Below are 22,842 nucleotides of genomic sequence, written 5' to 3' on the forward strand. Positions count from 1 at the left end.
TATTAACTTTTAATTGCCAGCCAAGAAACGTCCTGAAGATTTTGACAAAGGCCTTAAGGGCATCTGCTTAGATCCAAAACAGGTAGAATTATTGAGACTTGCGTCCAAAGCTTTACTAATGAACCGATACAGAAGAGCCAGGTTTTCGATAATTTATAGTTTTAAATAGCAAAACAACGAACCTACAAGAACTCAATCTTGATGATGGTGCACATAGATTTTAAGGAGAAAGACCTCCAATTTATATTGATGATGATCTTACAGAAGAATACTGGATTGACATTAAGGACTTACCAATTAACAAGGTATAAAATCATAAATGGTTGATCTAAAAATCATCTATAAGTATGAACTCCCCTAAAAACAATTGTTATTTTTTACTGCCTCTAATTTTTTCTTCTTTTCTAAGCCAAGCTTCTTCTTCAGGAGTAGTGAGTTTCAAATCTTGGTAAAGCATATGAAATAAAGTACCTGGGTTCGTTTTAGTGGCAAGTTCAATTAAATAAAGTTCGTGGGCTAATAGATTAACTTTATTCGCCTTTATATTTTTCAGCCTCGTAATAGGTATCTTTGTTTTATTTGCTACTATCTGCAATGTATTTTCCTCTATTGAATCGAAGAAATCCTTCATAGTATCAATGGAAGTCTCAAGACTTTTTTGATCCTGAATTACAAGCTTTAGATCGGGATAAACTTGCTTTAGTGCTTCATCCATGTATAAATCCGCAGCTTTAACAATCAAGAATAGTTTTTTACCCGATATTCCTTTAATTAAGCCATTTCGAAGTTGGCTAAGTTCAACGGCGGGAATTCCAGTTTTCGCATGAATATCTATGCTTGAAATACCTTTTGATGTTAAATAAGATCCCAAGCTATTTTTAGGGATATCTACCTTGTAAGCCATATTTGACCTAAATATAATCCACCATACTCGAAGATTAAATTCAAGCGAACTTACTTACATTTTGAATTAATTTTATTTGTCAATTTCAAAGTAAACCTATATATTCGACTTAGATTACATATAAGTATTAATTAAAGAGTCTCGACTACAAATTCCAACATTTGCATTCAACCGAGACGGTAGGTTAATACCCATGGCAATATTATGCGTACTTTTGTGCGACTGTAGAGCTATGGGGCCTATCGTAACCGTGTTGAAGGTGTTGGAACCTAGTAGTACGGAGATAGGACCCACTACAGTATCGTGCGTCAAATATACCCGAGACCCGTTATAATATGACGAGAATTGACAAAACTAAACAAAACTAACTTTCAATTTAGATTTCCTTCCAAAAACCGGAAGGGAGATAGTTTTGTGTTACACAATCTTGGCATAAGCCCATTGGACAAACTCTTCGCGCTCAAACCAAAAAACCCAATCTAAAAGCACCCCTTATCCCTAATAAGCACTTCTGCTTAATTTCCGAATCAATTAACCCGCCTGCATGCCAGGTCTACACATAACAGTTTCCATATTCTGGCATGTTGGCAAAAAACCAACAGACCAAATATGTTTAAAACGATACAACTAATCGTCCTGGCCACGCTTTGCTCGATTTTGAGCCTCAAAGCTCAAGAGCCTACAAATAACAAATCACCAAAAAAGCAGTTCATAAAAGGAAAAATCATATTCGCAGCAAGTGGCGAAACACTTGCTGGAGCCATAATAAAAAACATTGCTACAAGCCAAAACGTAACCAGCGATAGTAATGGAGAATTCACCTTAACGCTTCCAAACGGCAGATATGATTTATCAATTAACTTCCTTGGCTACAAAACCCAAAACATCGGCATCCAAATTCCCTTACAAAAACCATTGATTATAGCGCTCGAAACCAATGAGCAAAGCCTCAAAGAAGTAGAAATAGTAAGTACTGGTTATCAGAACATCCCAAAAGAACGAGCCACAGGGAGCTTTGAACAAGTAAACCAGAAATTATTGAACAGACGGATTTCTTCCAACATTTTGGATAAACTAGAAACCGTGGCAAGCGGATTTTATAAAAGTCAGGTCGAACTGAGTTCAGAAACCTATTCAATTCGGGGAAGAAGCACCATTTTTGCTGATGCCACCCCCCTAATCGTACTGAACAACTTTCCATACGAAGGAAATATTGATCAGATTAATCCGAACGACATAGAAAGTATCACCATTCTAAAAGATGCCGCTGCGGCATCTATATGGGGTGCCAGAGCTGGAAATGGAGTAATTGTTATTACAACTAAAAAGGAAACAGACGGACAGCCTAAAGTCCAGATATCTTCAAGCTTAACTCGTGTTGGAAAGCCCAAGCTTGATAAATTCCCTGTCATTTCAAGCAGTGAATTTATTGACCTAGAAAAAAAGCTTTTTGATTTAGGCTTTTATCAAAGCTATGAAGATCTAAATAATGCAGGCTTCCTCTTCCCTCCCTTTACACCGGTAGTAGAACTGTTAAGAGCAAAACGGGATAAAACAATTTCAGAATCTGAAGCGGATAAGCAACTAGAAGCACTAAAGGGCAACAATGTCATGAATGACCTGAGCCAATATTTTTATCAGAATTCTGTTGATCAACGGCACTCAGTAGGCTTAAGTGGAAACACAAAATTTATCAATTATTATCTTTCCTCTGGTTATGATCATACTACACCATCTCTTGTAGGTCAAAACAAAAACAGGATTACCATCCGGTCCCAAAACACCTTTAACGTTAATAACAAACTGCAGATAGAGGCATCAATAAATTATGTTCAGGCAACAAGCAAAACAGGCAGAAATGCAGGATACAATATGGCCAGCACCAATAGTCACCGCCTTTATCCTTATGCTGAATTAGCCGACGACAATGGAAATGCTTTACCTATAAATTGGGATTATACGAAGGCATTTACTCAATCTGCTCAAAATAAAGGATTGATTAACTGGGAAGACAAACCTCTGGAGGAGATAAACCGAAGAAAGCTAACTCAGACTAATCGTGAATTGGTGCTCAATACGGGAATAAATTATCAGCTATTCCCCTACCTGGCACTTTCCTTAAAGTACCAGCATTTAAAGGCAACATCTATTGCTCATGATCTCAGAAATGCCGATTCATATTATACGAGAAATCTGGTTAACAACTTTACCCAGGTAAGTGATGAGGGCTTAACAAGACCAATCCCTCTGGGCAATATCCTGGATAAGGATGTTACTGAAACTGGTTCCCATCAGGGAAGAGCTCAAGTCAGTTTCAACAAAAACTGGATGAACAAACATACCCTGACAGCTATTGCAGGATGGGAAATTCGCAATTTGGAAACAAATGGATTTGGCACAAACTATTATGGATATGACGCTAACGGAAGTATCGTATCAGCTAATTTAGATTTCTCAAACAGGTGGCAACAATATTATTTTGGCAGACGCTCCAATAAGAAAACCATTCCAAACTCAGCATTTATTTCCGGGTTAAAAGATCGATACATATCGAACTACGCAAACCTATCTTACCAATATAACAATCTATATACAGTCTCTGCCAGTGCCCGCACAGACGCATCCAATTTATTTGGTGTAAAAACCAACCAGCAGGAAGTTCCGTTATGGTCTGCAGGACTGGCTTGGCAACTCTCCGGAGAATCATTTTACAAAATTTCATGGTTGCCATATTTGAATTTAAGAGCTACTTACGGCTCTCAGGGCAATGTTTCTAAACAAGCCTCTGCTTACACGACCGGAATGTACATCGGCTATTCCGACCACACAGGATTACCATTTATGCAAATTCAAACCCCGCCCAACAGCACATTAAAATGGGAAACGGTAAAACAGCTAAATATCGGCCTGGATTTTAACCTGATCAAAAACTCTGTTACAGGAAGTATTGAATATTATAGAAAAAAGGGAGATGATCTGCTTGGAAGTGCCCCTATTGACCCTACAACCGGAGTTGCAATAAATGATGGGCCTTCCACTTACTTTGGCAATCTGGCAAGCATAAAAGGACATGGTCTAGATGTAAAACTAGCTGCCAATATCCTTAACCGTAGCTTTAAATGGAGAACTGATGCACTTTATAGCTATACAAAAACAACCGTTACCAAATACACTCAAACAAATTCTCTATATGGCAAAGCATACCTATCAGGATTCCTGGTGAACCCTGTATTAGGAAGATCTGTATACTCAATTTACGCATACCCCTGGGCTGGATTAGACCCCTTGACTGGCGACCCCAGAGGATATATTAATGGTGTACCAAGCAACGACTACAATACCATCAGAAACGAGACTTTACTTGACAATATGAAGCATTACGCTGCACAACCTACCTCATTCGGGTCACTGAGAAATACTTTTAGCTTCGGAATGTTGGAACTGTCTATCAATATCAGCTACCAGTTGGGGTATTACTTCAGGAATAATTCTGTTAATTATACCCTACTGGCCAACACATGGACCGGGCATGGTGATTATTCAAAACGATGGCAAAAGCCGGGAGATGAATTGAAGACGAATGTCCCATCTTTTGCTTATCCTTTCAACGATCAGCGGGATACCTTCTATGCGTACTCTGAGGCCTTAATTGAAAAGGCCGACAATATTCGTTTGCAGGACATTACCCTAGGCTACACCTTAGAAAAGCAAAAGATCAAAGGTCTCCCCTTTTCAAAGTTGACCTGTTCCGCTTACATCACCAACCTTGGAACCATATGGACAGCAAATAAATTAAATATCGACCCGAACTACGTTTACAGTCCACAATTAGCAAAAAGTATCTCATTTGGTTTAACAGCCACATTTTAACTAACTATTTGAAACATGAACACATATAAAAAAATACTACTTGCAATCTGTATCCTATCCATAGTTTGTAGTTGCAAAAAGCAATTCCTTAATGCCAAACCAGATAATTCACTTGTCGTGCCAGGCACTCTTCCCGAGTTACAGGCATTATTGGATAATGACTTAATTATAAGTGGAGGATACAGTGCCGGCTCAGATCCTCATATCGGTGCTTTGAGTACAGATGATTATTACATTACAGATGCTGATTATTTAAATACAGACGACTACCATCGTGCAGCATATACATGGGCAAAAAAGATTCCATTTCAACCGGGGACAAAAAATTGGATTGGCCCGTATCGTGTGATTTTTTATGCGAACATCGTTCTGGATGCTTTAAATAAACTTCCCAAAGACAAAACAGATCAGCTATCCTATAATAACATAAAAGGCAGTGCCTTATTCTATCGCGCTTTCCAGTTTTATAATCTAGCGCAGGTATTTGCTCCGCAATACAAAAGCAATACTGCTTCCTCAGAACCAGGTATCCCATTACGTTTAACCGCTGATATATCTGAATTAACAACCAGATCAACTGTGAAAGAAACATATGAGCGAATTATTGCCGACCTAAACGAAGCAATAGCATTACTACCAAACAACCCCTTAGTACAAACCAGACCATGTAAGACTGCTGCATTTGCATTACTTGCCCGCACTTACCTTACCATGCAGAATTATAGCATGGCGTTACAGTTCGCCTCCTCTAGTCTGGAATTAAACAATCAGCTTATGGATTATAATCAAATCAATCCTGAAGCATCCGAAACCTTTACTTTATTCAATAAAGAGGTGCTTTTTCACTCAGGTATAAGTTACGACTATCCTAGTTTAATACCTGAGTATGCGAAAATTGATAACGATCTGTATAATTCATACGAGGCAAACGACCTTAGAAAGACCAGATTTTTTTCTCTTCAAGAATCCTATGTCATTTTTAAAGGAAGTTATCGTGGTACAATAATCCCATTTACCGGATTGGCAAATGATGAAGTTTATTTAATGCAGGCAGAATGTTATGCGAGATTGGGTGACCCTGTTAAAGCTTTAAGAAGTCTAAATGAACTGATGATAAATCGCTTTGATAAAACTTCTTTTAAACCATTTGTTGCAACTGATTCCGATGAGGCATTAGCCATTATTCTAGCTGAAAGAAGAAAAGAGTTGGTGATGCGGAACATGAGATGGACAGATCTGAGAAGGTTAAACCTTGATCCACGCTTCGCAATAACACTGACTCGAAAAGCTAATGGCCAAACCTATACACTTCCACCAAATGATCCAAGATACACACTCCCCATTCCTGAAGAAATTATTGGTTTAACAGGAATCATCCAAAATCAACGCTAATGAAAACACTTAAATTCATCATACTCATAGTTATAGCTTTTTCATCCCTTTCTACCTTGAGTCAGCAGCAAAGACGATTGAAATTAAAGGTTGGTGACGTTGTTCCTGATATAGACTTCAATATGGTATTAGATAGTTCTTACAGAAACTTGAAACTCTCTGATTTCAGAGGAAAAATAGTAATCCTTGATTACTGGAACAAGTGGTGTGGTTCTTGCCTGGAGGCCTTTCCTAAACTCCAGATATTACAGAAAAAATATAAAGATCAAGTTGTAATAATACCGGTATCATTTCTACACAAACAGCAGGTTGTAAAGGATTTTTTATCGAATAGAAAAAAAATAGGTATGGAAATAAAGCTCCCTTTTGTAGTGTTCGAAAACACTCAGAATAAGCTGTTTGAATTATTGCCAACGGTAGGATATCCTCACTGCATTTGGATAAACAAGGCGGGGAAGGTTCTTAGCATGTCCTCAACGGAATATATAAATGATGACAACATACAAAGATCACTCAAGGGAGAAAAGCTGGAAATGCCGGAGAGAGATTTTCAAATGGATTTCAACAATTCAAAGCCCCTGCTAACTGGTGGTAACGGGGGCACTGATACCGCATTCGTCTATCGGTCGTTGCTCACCAAATTCAACAACAGGATTAATTACACGATCAATAAGGAGTTCGACAGTAATAGAAAAAGAGTGTATGCCCTTAACCAAACCGCTCTTGAATTAATTAAATACAGCCTCTATAAGGGAGTTGCAAAGGATCCCTTTAACCAACACATTGTGTTTGATCAAATAAATACTAGTGATTATATGTTTAATGGGGACAAAGACGAAAGGTATAAATGGGAGCAACAAAATCAACACTGTTATGAACTGATACTGCCTCCAGAGTTTACAAATGATGAGGTGTTTAATATTATGCATGAAGACCTCGATCGCTTTTTTAAAATCAAGAGCTTTTGCGAAATGCGTTCAGTAAATTGTTTGGTATTGCGAAGGATAGATTCAATAGATCATATTAAATCAAAAACAGGAAATTTTGATTTGAGCTATTCCGCCAGTAAGACGAATATATCAATGAAGGGGATAACTATACCAACCCTTATCAGCTTTATAACCATGGAGAACTCCCCCATTATAATAGATGACACTAAATACACCAACTTAATTGACATTAAAATAAACATTTCTAAACCATTTGACCTTGAAGTTCTAAATGTTCAACTAATTAAAAGCGGGTTTAAGCTATTTAATGAGAAAAGACAAATTAATATGATAGTAATCACAAACAAGTAAAAAATAAGGGGAGCTGTATACTCCCCTCATTTTTGTTATGGTTTCTTAGCCGGCGCCCCTAAATTGAAAGCAATATTAGGTTGTCTATACAGTCCAACAACGTGTGTTTGTGCTAGGGTAAATCCTCTGGCACAATAAGCTGCGCTTGCTCCTGAACACGGTTGTGAAATTGGACTATCACTACTTAAATATTGAGTGGGATTGGTCTGGGTATCTCCAATCGGATTACTGTCAAACCAATACAGGTCAGCCAACTTTCCTTCATTCCCGATATTTGTAAATGCACTGAATCCTACCGCCAAGCCAGCTACCAGAAGGCTCAAAGCGGTTTTTTTAATATCTATACTTTTCATCTTATTAATTTTTAATTTAACATCATTTTTTTTTGCCCCTTAAGTGGGCAGCTCCATTAATTAAACCGTGATGGTGCCACCCGTAAACAGTGCATATTTACGGTTGTGAAGCTTCCTCTTAACACGGAAATGCATACCACTCAGATATCCCAACGCATGATTAGAGGTTTTTACTTTTGCTTCCATTTTTTTGATATTACAAAAGCAAATGAGTAGAAATAAAATTGAACTGATGGGTACAGTAAGATATGCCCCTAAAGCGATTAAAATGCAATAGGGGTATAGTTTTTCAATAAGAAAAAGGAATTTCGGGTCTAAACAAAACCCTCATGAGGCTTGTAAAAACAACGTTTATAAGATCAGAAAAAATTAAAGTGGGTACAAAACTCAATCATACCCATTTTTGAAAATAAAACTAGTCACAATTATAAACGACCTTATAATTAGTCATCATTGATATGCGTCCTTTGGAATCGTATTCATACTTAACGTCATCCCTGGGATACTCATCATCATACCGATAAGTTTTCATGAGGTTCCGTGATGTTTTTCCAAAAAAGCCTGCCTGAATTAACATCCGCTCGTTTCGTAGCCCAATAACCATCATCAAAGGGGAGTTATAGCCCATCAGTTCCTGAACAGGTTTATCATAGTAAGTAAAGGTAATTTTCGATCCATCGACTGTACCATTCTGCACATGGATTTTCACCAGATTGCCATTTTCATAAGTGAAAGTATTATTCGCAAGTCCCACCTGCTCACCATTATTGGTCACCGGAGACTTATAAACTACAAGGTAGCCTTCATTGTTGTACCGGAACTCACTATTATCGGAAGCTTTAACAATCCGGCCTTGCTTATCGAGATTATAGATTGTTGTATTTTTTTCGCCATTGATATCGGTTGAACGTGCTTCAATAGTTGTTTTAGTGTATTTATAAATACACAGGTCTGATCCACCTCCGCTAACTGTGGCTACCCTACCTTCATTGTCGTAGGTGATATTAGTCCAGTCTGCTGGCTCGCCCAGATAATTAAACGACACCATTCCCTTGATATAATCACACTTATTTTCAGGAATGGCGCCCGATTTATCTTTTGAGCATGAAATAATGATCATACAGCAGACCAAGGCAGTTAGTAGAGGTTTTAGACTCATAGAGCGCATCTTTTAAACAATTAATTATTCGATTTAAATATACATATAAGATCAAATTATTATTTAAAGTTCGAAATCTCCTGCAAGTTTTTTTTGAATCCGGCCGATTCGCTGATAAAGCTTAATTGCAGCACTGCGATTCATCCTATCAAAATTTAGAAAAGAGTTTAACGAAGCATCTGTTGTTCCGATACTTTGATTGTGACTACAGAATACTTCTGCCGCAGCCCTTTTGGTTCTGTAGTCGTAAACCTTCTCTCCATGATTATAATGAAACTCTAAAGCCATTTCATCAACGCTCAGGTTATGCTTCAGCTTTACAGCCTTTTCTGCACCTTCAATCAACCTTTGTTCATTCAAATGCTCTTTTAAACGGGAAATATGCCTGGTCAAAAGCCCCATCAAACTCATCGCTTTCCAATTGTAAGCTACTTCCTGAACACACTGAATCTCCTCCAGCCACAATCCCTTTTCGTATAACAGCCTATGCTGTTTTTTATAACTTTTAATCGAAATGGCCTGCTTTTCGAGCTCAATTTCAAGGAACTTACAAATCCCCATATGGTTAAAATTATACTTGATCAGCAAGCGTCTTATTCGCAAATTCCAATCCTTATCCCTTTTATCATAGGCAAGATCCGAAAGTTGCGACACGAATTCTTGAATGTATTTCCGATCTGCACAACTCAATACCCCATGTTTACATTCACTAAAAAGATCTTGAAAAGCTTTCAGTACCTGGTGAATTAGTGGTTCTGACACTTTTTTCTCCTTCAACAAAACTGCTATTGATCTCATATCCTGGATTAACTTATGCTCTAACTTGAAACGTTCAAACGCTGTTAAAGCATTGTTTTTATCCAGAAAGTTGCCATAATACTTCGTCATATAATCCATTAAAGAACCCACCATCAGCATAGCTGATCTTGCTATGGGGTTATGTACTCTTGCCCTTTCCCATAAGCGATCTGATAGTTCTGTAAGGTGTAAATAACTAACGTTTAAGAGTTCTCTAATTTGACACCTCTCCTGAGCCTGATTAAAATTGCAGAAAAAAACCTCTTTTAATCGCCCTATTTCTTCTTTTACTGACTCTAACACTTGCGCATTATTATATATAGGCCTATTTACAAGAAGAATGCCTACATATGAAGTCAGAATATGTAGTTCATTCTTCATAATTGTTAATATAATGGAGGTGCCGCCCATAAAATAGCCGTGCACCGTTTTTTCGTTAAAAATGATGTTGTGATTTGTTTCGGTTCAGCACACTGGTTAAGCGGCTTCTGTTTCCTATAAATAGAACCGGGAAACACTGTGGCCGGTTGGGTCATGAGCCCCTAACCGCAGTTTCAATAACTAAGTTACTGAAAATCTTCTAGATAATTACAGAAATATCGTAAAAGCACTCCCTTTATTGGGTGCGCTTTCTACATAAAGTCGTCCACCGATTGCATCTACCTGGGCTTTGGTAAGAAAAAGTCCGATTCCTATGCTATCATAGCCCGTATGAAATGTCTGATTGAGCTGAAAGAGTTGATTACCAAACCGATCGAGATCAATGCCAATGCCATTATCCTTTACACTGAGGCTTTTGCAGCCATCAGTTTCCAGAGTACTAATACTGATCTCCGGTGATGTGGAAATACTGGTATATTTTAAAGCGTTGCTTATTAGATTATACAAGATACTTTCGAGATAAACAGGTGGGGCAGACAAATATGGAACATTAAAATTCATCGCAAATGTAGCCTGTTTCTCATAAATCGTTGCGCTGAGCTGCAGAAGAACCTCCTTTGTCATTTGCTCGATATCACATTGCGTGAAATGCAATGCCGGATTTTGTTTGGAACTGGTCAGTGCCATTAACTTTTCGAGATCATCTGCTAACTTGGATGAACATTTTGAAAGCATTTGCAGTCCTTCAAGTTCGGATATTACATCAGTAACTTCATTGGCTGCAACTGATGGGTCGATTTTGGATAGCAGCGCCTGAGCAATCATCTGTAAATTCTTAAGCTGGCCCCGGAGATTATGAGTAAGTGAATAATTTAGCTCCTCCATTTGTCTGATCTTCCCATCAAGTGTCTGTTTGGTCAGTTCTAGTTCACTGACTTTAACATCCAACATTTGTGAGAGTTTCTTCTTCTTGTCAATGTCAATGATTTGAGAAATAAAAAACGGGGGTTGGTTATCTTCTTTCACAAGCGAAACGGTAAGTATCGCCCATATCACCTTACGCTCTTTTGTTACATAGCGTTTTTCCATGGTGTAAGTCTCTATCTCTCCATCCAACAACTGTTGCACATATTCGAGATCCTGAGACAGATCATCAGGATATGTGATTTCCTGGAAAGTCAATCGTAACAGCTCTTCCCGCGTATAACCTGTGATTTGACAAACAGCATTGTTCAGATCAATCCAGCTCCCATCCAAGCCGATTAGTGCCACTCCGGTTCCTGAGTACTTAAATGCACTGAGAAAAATGTCCGAAGGGCAATTTTCAGAATCTTCAGTTTGCAAATCTTCTCTAATCATTCACAAATGATGTTTAAGTGAGTAGCAATCTTAAAGATATGAAATTCAGAATTAAAGCAACAATATTTTGTTACAGATCAAATTATGGAATGATCTTCATGTTAACCTGGTAAAAACCAGGAGGTAGATTTCCCTTTTTGGCAGTCAGTTTAACGGTATAGGTTCCCGGGGCAGTAAATTTCACGAAGGCATGCTCATCTGTACTTGCTTTCGGACCATTGTCACCAAAAGTCCATTCCCAACTGTCGCTATTCTTAGAGGTATTAAAAAAAACAACTTCTTCTCCGACCTTCCTGGTTGTAATCCATCCGTCCGGAATGAAACTGGCAATTGGATTGGGATTAGCCTCAACTGTAATGATCTCTTCAAATACAGCAGAACGTTTATTTCCCTTCATTGCCCAGAGCTTAACAACATATTTCCCGGGTGTACCGCATACCATTTGCTCAGTACCCCGATCATAGGTAGAATTGACAGTTTTACCATTTATCTGCCATTCGAAAAAATCAGAATTAACTGATTCATTAGTTAACACTACAGTAGTAGGTGGATAGGATTTATTGTCTTTAAAAACACTTGAAAATCTGGCTACAGGTTGTTCAGAACCTGTTACAATAACGATATTTTTCTTAATGAAGGCCGATTTACCATGATAAGTTGCCGTAAGGCTCACTTCATAAGTCCCCGCATTAGAATAGCTTACTATGGGAGGTTGACTTGCTGTAGAAGTTACACCATTGCCAAAATTCCAGCGAAAGGAATCTGCTTTCGAAGTCAGATTATTGAAAGTGATTTTCGCAGGCGCATTCTGCACACCCAACCAATTGAACGCCACTATAGGCGGTTGCGTATCTTCTACAATTACAGTAACTTTTTTTTTCTCGCAAGAAAATAAAAACAATATTAATAAAGGTAAGTACAGTTTATACCACTGCAATCTATTTCTTTTCATCAACTTCCTATTTTTATTGCAAGTAAGCAGGAATATAAATAAGGTCAAATAGCTGACGCTTAAATAGGGATCTAGGCATACTATTGAACCGAATTCTAACGATGAACACCACCTATCTATAGTTAAACTCAGTTTATCTACATCCAGGCACTATCTGTCTGCACCTCTGGCAGCATTAAACATTTTCTACAAGATTTAACTTATGGAAAAATATCAAGTAAAGTTTTTTACAAGCATACTATTTATTGCACTTATAACTTTTGTTGGACAGAATGACATTATAGGTAGAACAGAGGTGAGAGAATTTAGTAAAAGTCGCAGGTCAAAATTAATAGACATTAATTCTATTTATTTGATCGAATTAGAAAAACCCGAAGATACAACGGTAAACCTAATTAAGGATCAATCGGAATTCTTAAGGGGGGAAAGGAATTTAAGTATAGATTTTAGATAGCCGGATGCATTTTGTCGATGAAATCAGGCGCTTTGTCCTCAAACTCAAATTAAACTAGGCAAGTCATTATATTTGTATATGAGATTAAACCTTAAAAGGATAAACCAATCTTTCCGGCTAGCAAATCACCTCATGTTTTGGTTGTTATGTATAGCTGTTCTTACCTTATTAAATCCTTATGGCAAGCCAGGTCAGGATTTCCAGATCGCCTTCAACTTAGCTCTTATACTTATACCTGTACATATTGTTTATTTCTGTATTAACGCTTACCTGATTATCCCAATATATCTTCGTAAGAAAAACTATCCTGCATTATTTATTGCGCTTACAGGCTCAGTGCTGCTGATGACGTTCATTTACAGAATAGTAGAATTAATGTTTGTATTTCCATATTTATCAAATTCGCTACCCATTGCCTCAGCACATGTAGACCTTGCCGACTATGAATTTATGAATATGGAGAATATCATCTCCCCTGAACCGCTTATAAGCGCTTTTCAAAAAGTTAATTCAATAATCTGGTTTGCAATCAGTTTGAATTTCATAAAAATGTGGCATGAAAAAAGACAAATCTCATTGCAGGCTGAACTTAATTCTATAAAAGCCCAAATACACCCGCATTTTCTATTTAACACCCTTAATAATCTGTATGCTTTAACTTTAAAACAATCTCCATCATCACCCGAAATTGTACTTGGATTATCTGAGGTGCTGCGTTATTCACTTTATGAATGTAATACTACAGTAGTGAAGCTTTCAAGAGATATTGAAATACTAACAAGCTATATCAAATTGGAAAAGATAAGGTATCAGGACCGGCTAGATTTAGACCTAACAATTACGGGCGCCAGTCAGGGCTATTATGTGGCGCCGCTACTCATGTTACCTTTAGTTGAAAACGCATTCAAACACGGCACAGCTGAAACCATTGACAACCCCTGGATAAAAATAGACATTAACATTTGTGATAATAAACTGAAATTCAAAGTATCCAATAGTAGGCCAATTAACGAACCAGAAAATTTAGCACAAGACTTTGAAAAACCCGGTTTAGAAAATGTAAGAAAAAGGCTTGATTTGAATTTTAAAAATGCATACGAACTGATCATATATAATGAAGAAGAAATGTTCGTGGTTATACTTGAAATTCAACTCCTCAAAGAGGATGAAATAGATAATGTAATATAAAAAAAACGATATGAAAATTAAGGCGCTTATTGTGGATGATGAACCTTATGCGATAGAGGTGATTGAGAAGTATGTACAGAATTTTCCTGAAATTGAAATCATTGCGAAATGCAACAATGCAATACAAGCATTTCAAATATTGCAACAAGGGAAAGTCGATCTTATTTTCCTGGATGTTAAGATGCCTGGTTTGTTGGGAACAGATTTAATCAGAAGCTTGAAAAATCCACCCAAAGTTATTTTCACGACTGCTTATCAAGATTATGCCTTAGATGGTTTTGATTTAAATGCAGTGGACTACCTTTTAAAACCAATTCCGTTTGACCGTTTTTTAAAGGCGATGGACAAAATATTCGAATCCTATAAAGTGAATAGTAACAAAATAAGTATCGCTCAGCAACCGGCTGAACAGAAAAGCGATGTCTTTTTATATCTTAGGGTGGAAAGAAAAATGGTGAAAGTAAATGTGGAAGACATTTACTGGGTTGAAAGCCTAAAAGATTATATCAAAGTTGTACTTAAAGATAAAGTTTTAATTAGCAAACAAAAGATCAGCTTACTTGAAGAGCTATTACCTGAAGACAAGTTCGTCAGAATTCACCGGTCATTTATTGTAGCAATGAACAAAATAGAGAGCTACCATTCCTACTCCATAGATGTTTTAGGGAAAGAGCTACCAATAGGACGCAACTATAAGGCAGAATGTCAAAAAAGACTTCGGGTAATGTCCTAAGTGGAATATTGAACTTGTCTTCTTTTTACTTCGAGTTCCAGAGAAACTAAAAAGATATCCTCTGAGTCGGTAATTTTAAATTTGTGCCGTTTAGGATAGATGATATCCAGCCTCTTCTTTATATTCCTTAAACCGATATTGCCATATCTCGACTTAGAGGTAATCGCGTTGATCTCTTCAGGCTTGTTGTTAGATATTTTAAAATAAAATCTATTTCCAACTACTTTTGCATGTATATTAATCCAGGCGTCCATCTCCAGTTTATTCGCTCCATGCTTATAAGCATTCTCAACTAATGGCAATAATAAAAGAGGGGCGATAGTATAAGCCTGTAAATCGTTTTCAATATAGATATTGACTTCAAGTTCTTTTTTACACCTTATTTTCTCTAATGCAATGTATTCTGAGATAATATCCATTTCCTTTTTCAGGCTAGCATTTACAGTATTGCATTCATATAAAATATATCGAAGTATATTGGCCAATCCCAAAACCACACCAGGAGCTTCATCTGATTTATTCATACTTAAGGCATATAGATTATTGAGGGTGTTAAATAAAAAATGAGGGTGTATTTGCGCCTTAAGCAAACTCAATTCAATGGATTGATTTTTATTCCTATAGATCAGATATCCAATAAAAGAGGTCAATAAGAGCAGTACGATTGCAGAGAAACCAAAAATGATATATCGATCCTTTTTGTGGAGTTCATAGTCCTTGGTACTGAGTAATAATTTTTGGTCAGATATCGCTTTCTCTTTTAGGGTAGTTTGGTATTTAACATCAGTTTCATGAATAGCTTTATTCATTGAGATTTTATTCAGCGAATCACTAAATAAAGTGAATTTCTTGAGATAACTCAGAGCAGCTAAATTGTCTCCGATGCCTTCATAAATCTTAGAACCAAGCTGTAAGCTTTCCTTTATATCATTGGCATCCATTTTAAGTAATACCATTTTAATATTTCTGTCAAAATAATATCTGGCCTCTTTATAATTTTGTAGAGCACAATGAGTCTCTGCCATGGCCATCTCAACATGTAACATCAGATCTACTTTCTTCAGATTATCTTTAATAAAATTGTAATAGTGCGGTATTTTGTTCAACTCAGAAAGAGAAGGTTCCGGCTTCTTTTGACGGTGATAAACATGACTTCGATATAAATGTATTAATGCAGTTTGAAAAGGTTCTTTAACTTTATCAATATTATGCTCTACTTCCTCAAGATGTTTCAATGCCAACTCATACTGATCACTTAGCACTTCCATTAAAATGATGTTTAAACGACCTTTTAAAAATTCACTATTATTCTCCCCCTTAAATAATCCATAGGCTTTAGTTGAATAGAAAAGAGATTTTTTACCATCGCGAAGCTGAAAAAATATATCAGAAAGGAAGAAATAATATTTCCCCTGTATGCGTTTATTGTTGAGCGTTTCTGAAGCTTTAAGTGCTTTTGTTATGTTTTCAGCTGCTTTGCTCCACTCTCCGACCTTACTTTGGGTAAAAGCAATGGCATAATATGAATCCGCAATATTAAGTTGATCATTGAGTTTTAAACTCAGATCAAGTGTTTCCCTGGCTATTTTTGCGGATTCAACATAATTTGCTTTCCTGAGCTCTAAATCAAATTGAAGTTGAAGATAGATTAAATAATTTCGTTCTCTGGAATCTCCGGGGAACAGTATTGCCATTTTCTTTAACTCTGCTATCGAACCCGTAGCCGAATCGAGTACATTTCTTTGTAACTGACGCTTACAGGTATTTACCTTTGCTTTAAAACTACTTGAATCAATTTGTAGAATGGACGAAGCGAGTGATACTTTCCCCTGGCAGGTGATAAATAAAAAAAAGAGGATTAAACGAATAATTCCTTTTGAAGCCATCTTGAGAACCGATTAATAAGAATAAATGAAATGAGACCCGATCTGGCATCACATTTTTCTTAGCTAAGATACATCCGAACATCTGAAAGTCAGTACTATTACCTATTTTATTAGACGGAAGATGCATTATCGTCGACAAACAACAAAAATTTATGAAGTTTACACCACTAAGTGGTTGTACCTATGCTTATCTACCTAAAAGCCAGCTTCCTGTATAAGTTACATCACTTACACTCCCCTTTCTCCTTTACTTTGCTTCCCTTATTCTAATAGTATTTAATCATGAAACTCAGATTCATTACCCTCTGCATTTTGCTACTAGCCTGTCTGCTGGCAGGGAGCCTTACAGGTTGCAAAAAAAACAATAACAATCGTGACCCCGAAGATCCAAAGCCAAAGCCAATGCCTGAACTTGAAGTCTTTGAAAAAGGTACACCGATCGGAAATCCCATAACAAAAACAATAGGCCCTGAAGGTGGCGTTATATCCATACCTAAAGGCAATATTTCGGTCACTATTCCCCCGGCAGCCATCCAAAAAGCAATGCAATTTTCTATTCAGGCAGTCAGGAGTACATTACCACAGAGCGGAGATACTGTTACGTATAAATTGACGCCTGAAAATGTATCATTTGCCAAGCCAGTCACCATCAAGTTCAACTATACCAGTAAACAGATAGAAGGTTCCAGTCCCGAGCTGCTCAATGTTGCTTATCAGGATAGCGCCGGGCATTGGTTCGGAAAAGTGGCTACGGAATTAGATAGTGTTCGTCAAACGCTTACTGTTACCACCAAACACTTCAGTACCTGGGGTACCTACCGCATTTTTGAACTGCTATGCTCCGAAACCAATGTATCTGAAGGTGAAAAAGCTAACTTTTACATCAGCGCTGTGAACTATGAAGATGAAATTCCTGAACCTGGAGGAGATCCGGATGATCTGTTGGCACCGGTTACAAAACCTCAACCATACAACATTAAAAAAAATGTTTCCGGATGGAAAGTACATGGGTTAGGAACACTGAATGTGGACGCCCAAAAAAATGAGGCACGTTATACTGCTCCAGCCAGCATTAAAAAAAATAGCACTGCTACTGCCGAAGTAACTTTATCTAATTTATTCCAGAAAAAGGATCCTACAAGACCAGGCAGAAGTGGAAAAATGATCATCCTCTGTCCTGTTAATTTAATAAAAGTTAAGTTTGATTTTTATGTAGATGGGAAAAAGGTTCAGCTGGATGATGTTAGCATTTCTTCGAACGGCAACAATATTGTGATCGTTGGACATAATGGAGAAAACGAACTTCAGGCTACGTTAAACGGAAATGTATCAGGATTTTACCCATATTCCTTTCCATCAGGAGGTATTCCTCCAAGAAAAGCAGTTATCTATTATGGTCCCGATGTAGATAAAAAAAGATATCTATGTGGCGCGCTCAGTTGTGTAGATGCCGGGCCACCAAAACAGCTACTATCACCAGGAAAAGTTTTCATTAGCAAATGGCCTGCTGTAGGCAAACTTGTGGAGGGTGATTTAGAAGCTACCTTATATCGATATGCAGCGAATCAGCAAATTCCTTGTAAACATATTGAAACGATCAATGTAAAAGCATTTTTTGCAGTTAAGCGACATCATTAGGTAGCTGCGCCGATACGGAAATAGTTCAAAAGCAATGCCTGTTTTAACTTATGTCAAAACAGGCATTGCTATATCTAGGGAAATCTCTAAGCTATTGTGCCTTTTACTTTTTTAAATCTGTAAATACAGCCGCTTTGTCTTTATTCGTTTTTTTAAGACTAAAAGCGTCAAAAACCTCTCCGGAAGCCTTGTATGCTGTATAAATCAGTTTATCACCGTCAACCGATATGATTTGGAACAGTTGCGTGTTTTCTGCAAATACATCCATCCACCTTGGGCTCACATCTATTTTGTACATTTTTGGTCCGGCCACTGAAACCACATACATAGGGCCGCCAACCTTTCCTGATACACCAGTAGGCAAATTCTGCCCACGACTATAAGTATGGTCGTGCCCTTGCATCAATAGGTCTACATGATATTTATCAAACAAGGGCTTAAACAAATCTCTGAATTCCTTATTGTCTCTGCCTTTTGCTGTTGAGTAGATCGGGTGATGATAAGTGATCATGGTCCATTGCTTGGGATTGTTCTTTAATACCCCTTCCAACCATTCTGCCTGAATTTTCATGGAGTTGGAATCAAGTACAATCATCTGAGAGTTCAATGAAATGAGACGAACATTGGCATAATCGATGTAGTATACAGATTCTTCCAAACCTTTAGGGCCGTTCTCTGGCAAAGTATACTGAGACCGCCAATGGGGATCAAGTGTTAAAGTCTTTTGTTCATCTCTGAAGTATTCATGATTTCCAGATGAAGGAATACTCGGAATCATTCCATTAATGAACCCAGCGCCAAAATGCCATTCTCCCCATTCATTGTCATTGTTAGAGCGATTGATCAGGTCGCCAGCATGAACAATAAATCGCGCATCGCCATGAGTAGCAAAGGCCTTTCTGATTACCCTTGACCATTTTGACTTGATGTCATTCTGAGCATCACCCAAATAAATGAATGAAAAAGGTTTCACCTTGGCAGGTGCAGTACGGAACTGAAACCATTCGCTCCAGTTCTTTCCATCCCCTACACGGTAGGTATAAACCTGATCAGGTATTAAGCCCGTCATGGTGGCACTATGATAATTCGCCTTTTCATATTCGGCTCCCTGCAGGGAAGTGGTAAGGGCAACAAATTCTCCAAAATTGTCTTTTTCAAGGTCAGGTGAGCTGTCTTCCATCAATACCTGCGCATAACTTTTATGTACAGTAGTGTCGGTGCGCCAGGTAACCGACTGTGTGGTTGTAGGATCTGCCGACCAGGTCAGAATAATCCGATCGGGGAAAGCTGAAGCCCTGAAAGATTGCCCTTTAGCTAGTTGAAAGCCTAAAAGAACTATAATGATTGTGATAATTTCTCTGGTAATGTTCTTCATCATTAAAAAGGATTGTATTTAAAGCCTGCATTGGCCCATGTAGAAAAGTATTTATGATCATTTGGTCTTCCGTCACCATAATCCAGGATAGTTTGGGCATTATTGATGTTACTAATCCCCATAAAAACGGTAAACTTCTTATTAATGCGCTGTGAAGCTGAGAAGTCGAGCTGCATTCTGCCTTTTTCCATCAGGTCATTCGCTTGTTCCTCTGCAAGCTCACTGATAAAAGTATCATAGAAATTCAGCGAGATACGGCCGGAGAAGCCATACTTCTCATAAGACAATGATGCGTTACCTACCTTAGGACGCATCGATGGCAAACGTACAGTGCGCTCACTCACAATACCCGGTACCTTAAACTTCGACTGGATTTGGGTAAAGTTTCCATAGATACCCAGACCATTCAAAAATCCAGGCAAGAAAGTTAGCTGCTGCTGCCAGGCAATTTCATAACCATAAACATGCGCGTTTGCACCGTTTACAGTCTGAGTTACCTGATACTTATCAAACTGACCACCTTGTTGAGTATAAATACTTTCATAAATGTAATTTTCTATATTCTTATAAAAGATCCCTCCGGATAATAAACCGAGTGATTTCAGGTAGTGTTCAAACAAGAAGTCAACATTGGTGGAAGTAGCCTGATCCAAATCAGGATTTCCCATTTTCATTCGCTTTCTTCGTGGCTCTACTTCCTGCCATGGTACCAGGTCATAATAACCGGGACGGGAAAGTGATCTCGTAACTGCTGCCCTTACATTGGTACGCTGATCTATCGCATACTTTAGGTTCAGACTAGGAAAGAAGCCATCAAATGCCGACTTGGTATTCACTTTATTGGTGCTTACATATTTACCCTGATTGTCAAACGACACAATGTTACCTCGGTAATCAAACCCTGTGCGTTCATACCTCAGCCCGGTAATGATGTCGAGCTTATCTAACGTCAATTTACCCATTACATAGCCTGCTCCCATAGTTTCCTTACCACTATAAGAATCGGGATCGGTATTCTGTCTGATATAGGTTTCGTCACTTTCAAAAAGTGACAGGTTTTTCTGATAATAGTCTTCCATCAGGTAACCATTGGCAATAGCCCCTGAAAGGTTGTACTTGCCATTGAAATAATCCTTCCTGGAATAATCAGACAGAAAGTTATCCATTGACACTTTCCCCGTCTTCAGCATGTACTGGAAATAATCTCTGGTATGGTCATCTTCCTTATATCTGTAACGCCCTCCAAACTTAAACATCAGTTTGTTTTTTTGGCTGAGGTTAAAAGTCCGCTGCACATTAAACGATCCTTGACCATCCTTGTCATGAGCAATCTGGTGCCTGTTCACATATGAAGAAGTGGTATAATTGGCAGCATTGTTTACATCGCCATTGGTAAAGTTAAATTGTGGAGCACGCGGATCACTGATGTCGATGCCGGCATTTAAACCACCATAAGTAAAATATCCGTCGTAGTAGATTGGCTGATCATATAAGCCACTTGCATAAGTGAGGTCTAAATCCAGTTTCCAGTTATTGATATTGGCTTTAGTACCAACTGAAAAGCTCAGCAGATCTCTATGATAGTCTCTAGGAGAACCGCTTGCGCCTATACTAATACCTGTAGCAGTATTTTCATCTGTGTACTCACCAATGTTATAGCTTTTTGTTCCTCTTGTTTGTAGTTCATAAAACTTGTTATACGAAGTTCTTGCATAAATCTGGATCTTCTCAGTGGGGAAATAGCTCAATTCAGCTTGCAGTCCAAGGTTCTCACGATGCAGGTCTGATCCTTCCAATTCAAGGTTAGATAGCTTCATTTTCTCTACCCCTGCAATCTCGTACATATCATAATCTTTCTGAACTCTGTCTTCCCCTCTATAAGTATTGCTATAGTTTACACCAACCAGGTAAGCCCATTTGTTATCTCTACGGCCAAAATCAAATGACCCATCAAAGTTTTGCTTGCCTAATAGAAAATTGTTACCAAAAGAACCCTTAACCTGCATTTGCTGTGTACCCGATTTTGGTGTTTTAGAAATGATGTTAACCGAACCTGAAGTTCCATCAGCATCCATATCGGGAGTTAGCGTTTTGTTAACTTCTATGGCTTCAACAGTCGACGAGAGAATACCGTTCAGGTCAATATCTCTGGAGTTGGTTTGTGTAGAGGGTAGTCTGTTTCCGTTTAGGGTGATAGATCCCATACTCTGATCCAATCCCCTGATGATGATGTTTCTTGGCAAACCATAGCTATAGTCCATCGCAATACCCGGTACACGCTGCATAGCTTCGCCAACAGTAGCATCAGGGAAACGCTCGATCTGCTCCTGAGAAAGTACATATTTAATGTTATCTGCATTGCGCATATTACTCAAGGCAATGGCTTCCCCTCTCCTGATCCCGGTTACTGAAATGCCTTTCATGTCGTTGCTCTGGCTCTCCAGTTTCAGTTCTAATTTTGCAGTTTCACCATCTTGGATATCCACTGTAAACGATGTGGCTACGTACCCAATATAGTTTACCAGAAGCGTTGCTTTTCCTGGTTTTAAGTTGTTGATTACAAAATAGCCATTGGCATCCGTAACATATTTCTGGTTGGTTTCTTTCAAAATTACGGTTGCATAAGGCAAAGTCTGGTTACTTACTTTATCCTTTACATAGCCGACCGCCGCACCTGGCTTTGCTGCACGTACCTGCAATTCTGCTTTTTTAAGTACCACCATTGTTCCGTCTTCAATAAGTCGCAGGTTGTTTTTTTGCAATAAAGGAATCAATATTGTCCTTGCTGTTTTGGTCTCATCGTGAACAGTTACTTTTGTCTCTACAGTTTCCTTGTTGGTATACACAAAACTGACCCCTGTTTTCTTTTCAATTTCTTTAAGCAGGTCTGCGAAAGCCACATTACGCATATTGATACTAATACGTTTATCCAGTCCGCTTTGACCACGTACTGCAGATGCCGCTACCAACTGAATGGAGATCAATGAGATGACACTAATTATTAAGCTTGTACGCATAATTATTTTCATAAGGCGGTTAGCCTCATTAATTTTTTTCATAAATTTGAGTTGTTTAAATTTTCACGATTTAAATAATAAA

Annotated in this window: 15 protein-coding genes; 6 read left to right on the plus strand and 9 right to left on the minus strand. The window is 38.0% G+C overall.

Annotated features, from left to right (window positions below; genetic code table 11):
* Window positions 1–370: 370 nt before the first annotated feature.
* Window positions 371–904: a hypothetical protein gene (locus J1905_RS14520; RefSeq protein WP_214228005.1), complete on the minus strand. Its 534-nt coding sequence runs from the start codon at window positions 902–904 to the stop codon at window positions 371–373.
* A gap of 609 nt (window positions 905–1,513) precedes the next feature.
* On the opposite strand from J1905_RS14520, the gene J1905_RS14525 reads away from it, so the two are divergent.
* The 3 genes from J1905_RS14525 to J1905_RS14535 are packed head-to-tail and all read left to right on the plus strand — an operon-like array spanning window position 1,514 to window position 7,467.
* On the plus strand, window positions 1,514–4,774 hold the full coding sequence (locus tag J1905_RS14525) for a SusC/RagA family TonB-linked outer membrane protein (RefSeq protein ID WP_214228006.1): 3,261 nt from the start codon (window positions 1,514–1,516) through the stop codon (window positions 4,772–4,774).
* Window positions 4,775–4,789: 15 nt separating this feature from the next.
* On the plus strand, window positions 4,790–6,166 hold the full coding sequence (locus J1905_RS14530) for a RagB/SusD family nutrient uptake outer membrane protein (protein WP_214228007.1): 1,377 nt from the start codon (window positions 4,790–4,792) through the stop codon (window positions 6,164–6,166).
* Window positions 6,166–7,467: a TlpA family protein disulfide reductase gene (locus tag J1905_RS14535; RefSeq protein WP_214228008.1), complete on the plus strand. Its 1,302-nt coding sequence runs from the start codon at window positions 6,166–6,168 to the stop codon at window positions 7,465–7,467. The genes J1905_RS14530 and J1905_RS14535 overlap by 1 nt, the downstream gene beginning before the upstream one ends.
* 35 nt (window positions 7,468–7,502) lie before the next feature.
* On the opposite strand, the gene J1905_RS14540 is transcribed toward J1905_RS14535, so the two are convergent.
* From J1905_RS14540 to J1905_RS14560, 5 genes are all read right to left on the minus strand, one after another.
* Window positions 7,503–7,820, minus strand: coding sequence for a hypothetical protein (locus tag J1905_RS14540; RefSeq protein WP_214228009.1), 318 nt, complete (start codon window positions 7,818–7,820; stop codon window positions 7,503–7,505).
* Between the two features lie 415 nt (window positions 7,821–8,235).
* The gene (locus tag J1905_RS14545; RefSeq protein ID WP_214228010.1) at window positions 8,236–8,979 is read right to left on the minus strand and encodes a DUF4595 domain-containing protein; all 744 of its coding nucleotides are present in this window, start codon (window positions 8,977–8,979) and stop codon (window positions 8,236–8,238) included.
* A gap of 63 nt (window positions 8,980–9,042) precedes the next feature.
* Window positions 9,043–10,158 (minus strand): hypothetical protein, encoded by a 1,116-nt coding sequence (locus tag J1905_RS14550; RefSeq protein ID WP_214228011.1) that lies wholly within the window; start codon window positions 10,156–10,158, stop codon window positions 9,043–9,045.
* Window positions 10,159–10,365: 207 nt separating this feature from the next.
* A complete protein-coding gene (locus tag J1905_RS14555; RefSeq protein ID WP_214228012.1) occupies window positions 10,366–11,517 on the minus strand; it encodes a sensor histidine kinase in 1,152 nt (383 codons plus the stop codon).
* An 82-nt stretch (window positions 11,518–11,599) separates the two neighbouring features.
* A complete protein-coding gene (locus J1905_RS14560; RefSeq protein WP_214228013.1) occupies window positions 11,600–12,469 on the minus strand; it encodes a PKD domain-containing protein in 870 nt (289 codons plus the stop codon).
* A gap of 532 nt (window positions 12,470–13,001) precedes the next feature.
* Between J1905_RS14560 and J1905_RS14565 the strand changes: the two genes are divergently transcribed.
* Together J1905_RS14565 and J1905_RS14570 are read left to right on the plus strand one after the other, a co-directional pair.
* Window positions 13,002–14,111: a sensor histidine kinase gene (locus tag J1905_RS14565; RefSeq protein WP_214228014.1), complete on the plus strand. Its 1,110-nt coding sequence runs from the start codon at window positions 13,002–13,004 to the stop codon at window positions 14,109–14,111.
* Between the two features lie 10 nt (window positions 14,112–14,121).
* A complete protein-coding gene (locus J1905_RS14570) occupies window positions 14,122–14,844 on the plus strand; it encodes a LytR/AlgR family response regulator transcription factor (RefSeq protein WP_214228015.1) in 723 nt (240 codons plus the stop codon).
* On the opposite strand, the gene J1905_RS14575 is transcribed toward J1905_RS14570, so the two are convergent.
* Window positions 14,841–16,730 (minus strand): tetratricopeptide repeat-containing sensor histidine kinase, encoded by a 1,890-nt coding sequence (locus tag J1905_RS14575; protein WP_214228016.1) that lies wholly within the window; start codon window positions 16,728–16,730, stop codon window positions 14,841–14,843. The two genes, J1905_RS14570 and J1905_RS14575, sit on opposite strands and share 4 nt — an antisense overlap.
* Window positions 16,731–17,012: 282 nt before the next feature.
* On the opposite strand from J1905_RS14575, the gene J1905_RS14580 reads away from it, so the two are divergent.
* Window positions 17,013–18,368, plus strand: a complete 1,356-nt coding sequence (locus J1905_RS14580) for a hypothetical protein (protein ID WP_214228017.1) — start codon at window positions 17,013–17,015, stop codon at window positions 18,366–18,368.
* Window positions 18,369–18,471: 103 nt separating this feature from the next.
* On the opposite strand, the gene J1905_RS14585 is transcribed toward J1905_RS14580, so the two are convergent.
* Together J1905_RS14585 and J1905_RS14590 are read right to left on the minus strand one after the other, a co-directional pair.
* On the minus strand, window positions 18,472–19,746 hold the full coding sequence (locus J1905_RS14585; RefSeq protein WP_214228018.1) for a purple acid phosphatase family protein: 1,275 nt from the start codon (window positions 19,744–19,746) through the stop codon (window positions 18,472–18,474).
* Window positions 19,746–22,802 carry a TonB-dependent receptor gene (locus J1905_RS14590; protein WP_214228019.1) on the minus strand — a complete coding sequence of 1,019 codons (3,057 nt, stop codon included), beginning with the start codon at window positions 22,800–22,802 and terminating at the stop codon, window positions 19,746–19,748. The genes J1905_RS14585 and J1905_RS14590 overlap by 1 nt, the downstream gene beginning before the upstream one ends.
* Window positions 22,803–22,842 lie beyond the last annotated feature (40 nt).

Origin of the sequence: Pedobacter sp. B4-66 (assembly GCF_018492665.1) — a bacterium.
Classification (GTDB): Bacteria; Bacteroidota; Bacteroidia; order Sphingobacteriales; family Sphingobacteriaceae; genus Pedobacter.

Excerpts from the sequence above, each read along its gene's own strand:
- J1905_RS14520 (WP_214228005.1), bottom strand. The coding sequence starts at position 904 with ATGGCTTACAAGGTAGATATCCCTAAAAATAGCTTGGGATCTTATTTA.
- J1905_RS14525 (WP_214228006.1), top strand. The coding sequence starts at position 1,514 with ATGTTTAAAACGATACAACTAATCGTCCTGGCCACGCTTTGCTCGATT.
- J1905_RS14530 (WP_214228007.1), top strand. The coding sequence starts at position 4,790 with ATGAACACATATAAAAAAATACTACTTGCAATCTGTATCCTATCCATA.
- J1905_RS14535 (WP_214228008.1), top strand. The coding sequence starts at position 6,166 with ATGAAAACACTTAAATTCATCATACTCATAGTTATAGCTTTTTCATCC.
- J1905_RS14540 (WP_214228009.1), bottom strand. The coding sequence starts at position 7,820 with ATGAAAAGTATAGATATTAAAAAAACCGCTTTGAGCCTTCTGGTAGCT.
- J1905_RS14545 (WP_214228010.1), bottom strand. The coding sequence starts at position 8,979 with ATGAGTCTAAAACCTCTACTAACTGCCTTGGTCTGCTGTATGATCATT.
- J1905_RS14550 (WP_214228011.1), bottom strand. The coding sequence starts at position 10,158 with ATGAAGAATGAACTACATATTCTGACTTCATATGTAGGCATTCTTCTT.
- J1905_RS14555 (WP_214228012.1), bottom strand. The coding sequence starts at position 11,517 with ATGATTAGAGAAGATTTGCAAACTGAAGATTCTGAAAATTGCCCTTCG.
- J1905_RS14560 (WP_214228013.1), bottom strand. The coding sequence starts at position 12,469 with ATGAAAAGAAATAGATTGCAGTGGTATAAACTGTACTTACCTTTATTA.
- J1905_RS14565 (WP_214228014.1), top strand. The coding sequence starts at position 13,002 with ATGAGATTAAACCTTAAAAGGATAAACCAATCTTTCCGGCTAGCAAAT.
- J1905_RS14570 (WP_214228015.1), top strand. The coding sequence starts at position 14,122 with ATGAAAATTAAGGCGCTTATTGTGGATGATGAACCTTATGCGATAGAG.
- J1905_RS14575 (WP_214228016.1), bottom strand. The coding sequence starts at position 16,730 with ATGGCTTCAAAAGGAATTATTCGTTTAATCCTCTTTTTTTTATTTATC.
- J1905_RS14580 (WP_214228017.1), top strand. The coding sequence starts at position 17,013 with ATGAAACTCAGATTCATTACCCTCTGCATTTTGCTACTAGCCTGTCTG.
- J1905_RS14585 (WP_214228018.1), bottom strand. The coding sequence starts at position 19,746 with ATGATGAAGAACATTACCAGAGAAATTATCACAATCATTATAGTTCTT.
- J1905_RS14590 (WP_214228019.1), bottom strand. The coding sequence starts at position 22,802 with ATGAAAAAAATTAATGAGGCTAACCGCCTTATGAAAATAATTATGCGT.